This window comes from Nocardioides bruguierae, from assembly GCF_023554635.1.
GTDB classification, from domain to species: domain Bacteria; phylum Actinomycetota; class Actinomycetes; order Propionibacteriales; family Nocardioidaceae; genus Nocardioides; species Nocardioides bruguierae.
The window spans coordinates 119,463-126,347 of sequence record NZ_JAMJPH010000029.1; the positions used below are offsets into that span (position 1 = coordinate 119,463).

Annotated in this window: 7 protein-coding genes; 4 read left to right on the forward strand and 3 right to left on the reverse strand. The window is 74.7% G+C overall.

Features of this window, described 5'->3' with window-relative positions:
- Positions 1-19: 19 nt before the first annotated feature.
- The 3 genes from rpsO to ptsP form a co-directional block, all read right to left on the reverse strand.
- Positions 20-295: a 30S ribosomal protein S15 gene (gene rpsO, locus M8316_RS16955; RefSeq protein WP_250056518.1), complete on the reverse strand. Its 276-nt coding sequence runs from the start codon at positions 293-295 to the stop codon at positions 20-22.
- 266 nt (positions 296-561) lie between these two features.
- Positions 562-807, reverse strand: coding sequence for a DUF6458 family protein (locus M8316_RS16960; protein WP_250056520.1), 246 nt, complete (start codon positions 805-807; stop codon positions 562-564).
- Between the two features lie 140 nt (positions 808-947).
- Positions 948-2,615 carry a phosphoenolpyruvate--protein phosphotransferase gene (gene ptsP / locus M8316_RS16965; protein ID WP_250056521.1) on the reverse strand — a complete coding sequence of 556 codons (1,668 nt, stop codon included), beginning with the start codon at positions 2,613-2,615 and terminating at the stop codon, positions 948-950.
- A gap of 147 nt (positions 2,616-2,762) precedes the next feature.
- Between ptsP and M8316_RS16970 the strand changes: the two genes are divergently transcribed.
- The 4 genes from M8316_RS16970 to M8316_RS16985 are packed head-to-tail and all read left to right on the forward strand — an operon-like array spanning position 2,763 to position 6,811.
- Entirely contained in the window at positions 2,763-3,530 is a 768-nt protein-coding gene (locus tag M8316_RS16970; protein WP_250056523.1) for a DeoR/GlpR family DNA-binding transcription regulator, read from the forward strand.
- On the forward strand, positions 3,527-4,495 hold the full coding sequence (locus M8316_RS16975; protein ID WP_250056525.1) for a 1-phosphofructokinase family hexose kinase: 969 nt from the start codon (positions 3,527-3,529) through the stop codon (positions 4,493-4,495). Before M8316_RS16970 ends, M8316_RS16975 begins: the two co-directional genes overlap by 4 nt.
- Positions 4,488-6,518: a PTS fructose transporter subunit IIABC gene (locus M8316_RS16980; RefSeq protein ID WP_250056527.1), complete on the forward strand. Its 2,031-nt coding sequence runs from the start codon at positions 4,488-4,490 to the stop codon at positions 6,516-6,518. Before M8316_RS16975 ends, M8316_RS16980 begins: the two co-directional genes overlap by 8 nt.
- A gap of 35 nt (positions 6,519-6,553) precedes the next feature.
- On the forward strand, positions 6,554-6,811 hold the full coding sequence (locus M8316_RS16985; RefSeq protein ID WP_250056529.1) for an HPr family phosphocarrier protein: 258 nt from the start codon (positions 6,554-6,556) through the stop codon (positions 6,809-6,811).
- The last annotated feature ends 74 nt before the right edge of the window (positions 6,812-6,885 follow it).

The following is a 6,885-nucleotide window of genomic DNA, read 5'->3' on the forward strand; positions in this document are numbered from 1 at the left end:
CCGCCTCAGAGGCGGAGGATCAACGACGCAGGCCGAGGCGCTCGATGAGCGAGCGGTAGCGGTTGATGTCCGTCTTGTTCAGGTAGTTGAGCAGACGGCGACGCTGGCCGACGAGGAGCAGCAGGCCACGACGGCTGTGGTGGTCGTGCTTGTGCTGCTTGAGGTGCTCGGTGAGGTGGGAGATGCGGTGCGTGAGCAGCGCGACCTGGACCTCGGGGGAGCCGGTGTCGCCCTCGGTGGTGGCGTACTCGGCGATGATCTTCTTCTTGGTCTCAACATCGGTACCGACCGACATGCGAGTCTCCTTCCGCCCTGGGGGCGATCGTTGCGCGGCGCGCCGGGGCCTGTTCACCCGGGCACTACTGGTCCGCGGCCGTTAGACGGCAACCGGAGAAGACTATCGCCGTGCGGGGTGAGCCCGAAATCGTGCCGGGCTCCCCCGGACGCTCCCCCACATGTTCCCCCGCACGTGACGGACCGCCCGTCCCCGGGTCGGGGAGGGCGGTCCGGTCCTCGGGCCCGGTCCGGTCCGGGCCCGAGCGGTCGTCGGCGGGGTGCGCCTCAGACGTCGGTGGTGGTGGCGCGCTCGGTGGTGGTCTGGGTGCCGTCGGCGTGCGTGGTGGTCGCGGTGGTGGCGGTGCCGCGGCTCTTGTTCAGCGTGAACGCGGTGAGGCCGAGGACGACCAGGCCGACCACGGTCAGTATCCAGCCGATCATCGTGGTGTCGACACCGCTGATCGAGTCCTGCACGGCCAGCGCCAGGATCAGCCCGACGGCGACGAGGAGAGCTCCGAGTCCGTAACCCATGGTGAACAGTCCTTCCGTGAGGGGCGCGTGCCTCTCACGCGCCGGGGCGGCACCGACGGTGCCTGCCTGCCGGGACGGTTCCCCGCGCGGGAGGCCCTCCACCCACCCCTTCGGGTAAGAGGTCTCCTCAGGTCGGCGCGTCAGCCGAGCAGCACGCCGCGCACGGCCTCCCGGGCGCCCGCCGGGTCGTCGGCGGACAGGGCCGCCTCGGCGGCCTCCTCGCACTGCCGCTGGGTCACGCGCCCCACCTGGGAGCCCACGGCGCGGACGGCGGCGGCGGCCATCGACAGCGAGGTCACGCCCATCCCCACGAGGGCGCAGGCGAGCAGCGGGTCCGCCGCGGCCTCGCCGCAGACGCCGACCGGCTTGCCGGCCTGGGTGCCCGCGTGGGCGGTGATCGCGATGAGCTGGAGGACGGCCGGCTGCCACGGGTCGGTGAGGTGCGCCAGGTCGGTGGCCATCCGGTCGGCGGCCATCGTGTACTGGGTCAGGTCGTTGGTGCCGATCGAGAGGAAGTCGACGACCTCGAGCATGCGGTGGGCCAGCAGCGCGGCCGAGGGGACCTCGACCATCACGCCGGGCTTGAGCCCGCGGGCGCGGACCTGCTCGGCGAAGTCGCGAGCCTCGGCCACGGTGGCGACCATCGGCGCCATCACCCAGGTCTCGACGCCGGTCTCGCTCGCGGCCGCGGCGATCCCGTCCAGCTGGCGCTCGAGCAGGCCGGGGTTGTCGAACGCCAGGCGCAGGCCGCGCACGCCGAGGGCGGGGTTCTCCTCCCCGGCGTGCGTGGCGAAGGCGATCGGCTTGTCCGACCCGGCGTCCAGGGTGCGGACGACGACGTGGCCGGCGTCGGCGAAGGGCCGCAGCACCGAGGCGTAGATCTCGGTCTGCTCCTCCACCGACGGCTCCTCGCTGCGGTTGAGGAAGCTCAGCTCGGTGCGGAAGAGGCCGACCCCCTGCACCGGGGCCTGCGCCGCGCGCGCGGCGGAGTCGCCGTCCGCGACGTTGGCGAGCAGCTTGACCGGCAGCCCGTCGGCCGTGGCGCCGGGGCCGCGCCAGCCCTCGACCTCGGCGCGCAGCGCGGCGTCACCGGCCACGCGGGCCGCCGCCTCGTCCGCGTCCGGCTCGACCTCGACGACGCCGGTGGCGCCGTCCACGAGCACGCGCACGCCCTCCTCGAGGTCGCCCGCGCCGGTGGCGCCGACGACGCACGGCAGGCCCAGCTGCCGGGCGATGATCGCGGTGTGGCTGGTGGGCCCGCCACGCTCGGTGACCAGCGCGACCACGAGGCGCGGGTCGAGCCCGGCGGTGTCGGCCGGTGCCAGGTCCTCGGCGACCAGGACGGAGGGCACCTCGGGCACGGGGACGCCGGGCTCGGACTCCCCCACCAGGCGGGCCGTGGCCCGACGCTCGATGTCGCGCAGGTCCGTGACGCGCTCGGCCATGAGGCCGCCCATCTGCTCGAAGACGCCGGCGAACTGCTCGACGGCCGCGTGCAGCGCCGCCAGCAGCGGCGTCCCCGCGCGCAGGTGCTTGCGCACCGCGCTGCGCAGGCCCTTGTCCCGCGCCAGGCCGGCGCTCGCGGTGAGCACCTCGGCGGCCGCGCCGGAGCCCTCGGCCGCCCGACGCTCGAAGCCCGCGGCCACCTGGCCGACGGCCTCGTCGTAGGCCGCGAGCGCCGCCTCCTCGTCGAGGGCGGGCCGCGCCTCGAAGGCGGCGACGGCGGCGGGGCTGATCTCGGTACGGACGCACAGGACCGGGCCGTGGGCCAGTCCGGGCACGACCGGGGTGCCGGTGACGGTGAGCATGCTCACAAGTTAGACCTCGTGCCACTTGACAGTCAAACAAGATCGGGCATAAAACAACACAAACACAGAAGGTGACCGGCGACACAGGTCGGCGCCGACGCGGCCCCGGCGAGGGGCCCGGGACGAGGGACGAGGAGGACCGCCACCGTGTACGCCGAGGAACGTCAGCAGGCCATGGCCCGGCTGGTCGCCGAGCGCGGCCGCCTGTCGGTCGCCGCGCTCGCGGAGGCCTACGACGTGACGACGGAGACCGTGCGACGCGACCTCTCCACCCTGGAGCGGATGGGGCTGCTGCGCCGCGTCCACGGGGGTGCCGTGCCCGCGTCCTCGCTGGCGGTCATGGAGGCGGCGCTCTCCGAGCGCGACCTGGCCCGCACGGACGAGAAGGACCGGATCGCCGCGGCGACCGTGGACCTGCTGCCGCCCAGCGGTGGCACGCTCCTCGTCGACGCCGGCTCGACCACCGCCCGGATCGCCGCGCACATCCCGCGGGACCTGCGCGTCTCGGTCTTCACGCACTCCGTCTCGGTGGCCTCACGCCTGGCCGGCCACCCCGCCGTCGAGCTGCACCTGCTGCCCGGACGCGTGCGCGGCACCACGCAGGCCGCCGTGGGACCCGACACCGTCAGCGCCCTCGAGCAGCTGCGGGTCGACGTCGCGCTCGTGGGCACCAACGGCATCTCGCTGGCCCACGGGCTCTCCACGCCCGACCCGGAGGAGGCCGCGGCCAAGCGGGCCCTCGTGGCGGCCGCGCGCCGCGTCGTCGTCCTCGCGGACGCCTCGAAGCTGGGCGTGGAGGCCACCGTCCGCTTCGCCTCGCTGGAGGACGTGGACACGCTCGTGACCGACGCGACGGCCGACCCCGGCCTGCTCGACGCCTTCACCGCGACCGACCTGGAGGTGGTGCGCGCATGATCGTCACCCTGACCCCGAACCCGAGCACGGACCGCACGGTGAGCCTGGCGGGCCCGCTGGAGCGGGGTGCCGTGCTGCGGCTGACCGGCTCGGCCTCCCAGGCCGGCGGCAAGGGCGTGAACATCTCCCGGGCGTGCGTCAGCGCCGGGGTGCCCACCGTCGCCGTCTTCCCGGCACCGGCCGAGGACCCGTTCGTGACCGAGCTGCTGGCCGCCGGCATCGACGCCCGCCCCGTGCCGGGCCCCGCCCCGCGCACCAACATCGCGGTCACCGAGCCCGACGGCACCACCACCAAGCTCAACAGCGCCGGCGCGCCGGCCACGCCCGCCCTGCTGGACGCGCTCGTGACCGCCCTGGAGGGCGCGTCGGGCCCGGGCGGCTGGGTGGTGCTCGCGGGCTCGCTGCCGCCGGCGACCCCGGCGTCCTGGTACCGCGACGTCGTGGCCCGCCTGCGCGAGCGCGGGTGCCGCGTCGCCGTCGACACCTCCGACGAGCCGCTGGTGGCCCTCGTGGCCGGGCTCCCGGGCCCAGGCGCCCCCGACCTGATGAAGCCGAACGGCGAGGAGCTGGCCCAGTTCACCGGTGGCGACGCCGCCACCCTGGAGGCCGACCCCGAGGCCGCCGCGGCGGCCGCGCGCACGCTGCTGGACGGCGGCGTGCGGACCGTGCTGGCCACGCTGGGCGGGCACGGTGCCGTGCTCGTGACGCCCGAGGGCTCCTGGCACGCCGCTCCCCCGCCCACCACGGTCGTCTCGACCGTCGGTGCCGGCGACTCCAGCCTCTTCGGCTACCTGCTGGGCGACCTGCGCGGTCTCGACCCGGCCCACCGACTCGCGCTCGCCGTCGCCTACGGCAGCGCGGCCGCCGGACTCCCCGGCACCACCATCCCGCGGCCGGAGCAGGTCCACCCGGACCTCGTCCCCGTGCGGGAGCTGTTCACCACCCAGGAGAGCAACCATGTCTGACCTGATCACCCCGACCCTGGTGCGGCTCGACGCCGACCTGGGTGGAGAGAAGACCGACGTCATCCGGGCCCTGGCCCGCGTCGTCGGTGAGGCCGGACGCGCGGTCGACGTGGACCGGCTGGCAGAGGATGCGCTGGCCCGTGAGACGACCTCGCCGACGGGACTCAACGGCGGGATCGCGATCCCGCACTGCCGCACGGCCGGCGTGAGCGAGCCGACGCTCGCCTTCGCCCGTCTCCAGCCGACGGTCGACTTCGGCGCCAAGGACGGGGCGGCCGACCTCGTCTTCCTCATCGCCGCGCCCGACGGCGGCGAGGCCACGCACCTCCAGCTGCTGACCAAGCTCGCGCGTGCCCTGGTGAAGCCCGACTTCACCACCGCGCTGCGCGAGGCGGCGACGCCGGAGGCCGCCGCGGCCGCGATCATGGACGTGGTCTCCCCTGCTCCCGCGGCTGCCGCAGCCTCCTCGGCTGCCTCCTCCGGGTCCGCCCCCACGACCGCCCCCGAGGCGCCCGCCGCAGCCGGCTCCCTGGTGGCCGTCACCGCCTGCCCGACCGGCATCGCGCACACCTACATGGCCGCCGAGGCCCTGGAGGCCGCCGCCCGCAAGGCCGGCGTGGAGCTCCAGGTCGAGACCCAGGGCTCGGCCGGCTCCACGCCGCTGGACCCGCAGGTGATCGAGCAGGCCTCCGCCGTCATCTTCGCCGTGGACGTCGGGGTGCGCGACCGCGCCCGCTTCGCCGGCAAGCCCGTCGTCTCCTCCGGCGTCAAGCGCGCCATCGACGACGCAGACGCGATGATCGCCGAGGCGCTGCGCAACGCCGGCGACCCCCACGCCCCCAGGGTCGAGGGCTCCGCGGGCACCGAGGACTCGGTCCCGGGCGCCTCGGGCGAGTCCGTCGCCGCCACGGTGCGTCGCATCCTGATGACCGGCGTCTCCTACATGATCCCGTTCGTCGCGGCCGGCGGTCTGCTGATCGCCCTCGGCTTCTTCTTCGGCGGCTACGACATCACCGGGCCGGGCAACGACATCGCCACCGGCAACACGATCTTCAACCTCCCGGACCTGGGCGAGCTCGGGCTCGAGCACGCCCTGTTCGACAGCGCCTTCTTCGCCTACCTCGGCGCCCTGCTCTTCACCCTCGGCGGCACCGCGTTCGGCTTCCTCGTGCCGGCGCTGGCCGGCTACATCGCCTTCGCCATCGCCGATCGCCCCGGCATCGCCCCCGGCTTCGTCATGGGCGCCATCGCCGGCACCGTGAACTCCGGCTTCCTCGGCGGCATCGTCGGCGGTGTCCTCGCGGGCCTCGTGGCCCGGTGGATCGGCTCGTGGAAGGTGGCCCCCTGGGCCCGCGGCCTCATGCCGGTGCTGGTGATCCCGCTCGGGGCCACCCTCGTCTCCGGCCTGATCATGCTGGTCGTCCTCGCCAAGCCCCTGTCCGCACTCATGACCGCCCTCACCAACGGCCTGAACTCGATGACCGGTGGTGCCAGCGTCCTGCTCGGCGTCGTGGTCGGCCTGATGATGGCCTTCGACATGGGCGGCCCGCTGAACAAGGTCGCCTACGGCGTGGCCACCGCCGGGCTCGGTGCCGCGGCGACGGCCTCGGGCAACGCCCCGGAGCTGCGCCTGATGGCCGCGGTGATGATCGCCGGCATGGTGCCCCCGCTGGCCCTCGCGCTGGCCACCGTCGTCCGGCCCAACCTGTTCAGCCCGGCCGAGCGTGAGAACGGCAAGGCCGCCTGGTTCCTGGGGGCCTCGTTCATCACCGAGGGTGCGATCCCGTTCGCCGCGGCCGACCCGCTGCGGGTCATCCCGTCGATCATGGTCGGCTCCGCGGTGGCCGGCGGCCTCTCCGAGCTCCTCTCGGTCGGCCTGCGAGCCCCGCACGGCGGCATCTTCGTGCTCTTCGCCGTCAGCAACATCCTCGGCTTCCTCATCGCCCTGGCCGTGGGCACGCTCGTGTCCGCCGCCATGGTCGTCTTCCTCAAGTCGCTCGGCCGCGACACCGCCGCCGCCTGAGCACCCGCTCCCCGACCCACCGCTAGGAGAAACACATGGCTTCCACCACTGTCACCGTCGGGTCCTCCGTCGGCCTGCACGCCCGCCCCGCCGGCCTCATCGCCGAGGCGGCCGGCGAGCTCGACTCCGAGGTCTTCCTCGCCGTCCCCGGCGACGAGCCCGTCGACGCCAGCTCCGCGCTGCTGATCATGACCCTGGGTGCCGCCTGCGGCGACCAGGTCGAGGTCTCCGGCGAGAACGACGCCGACGTCGAGACCATCGCGGCGCTCGTCGCCAAGGACCTCGACGCCTGAGCGTCCCCGCACCGCCGACGGCCCCCCCCGCCCCCGCAACGCGGGGCCGCCGCGGCGGGGTGGGGGGGCGCCCC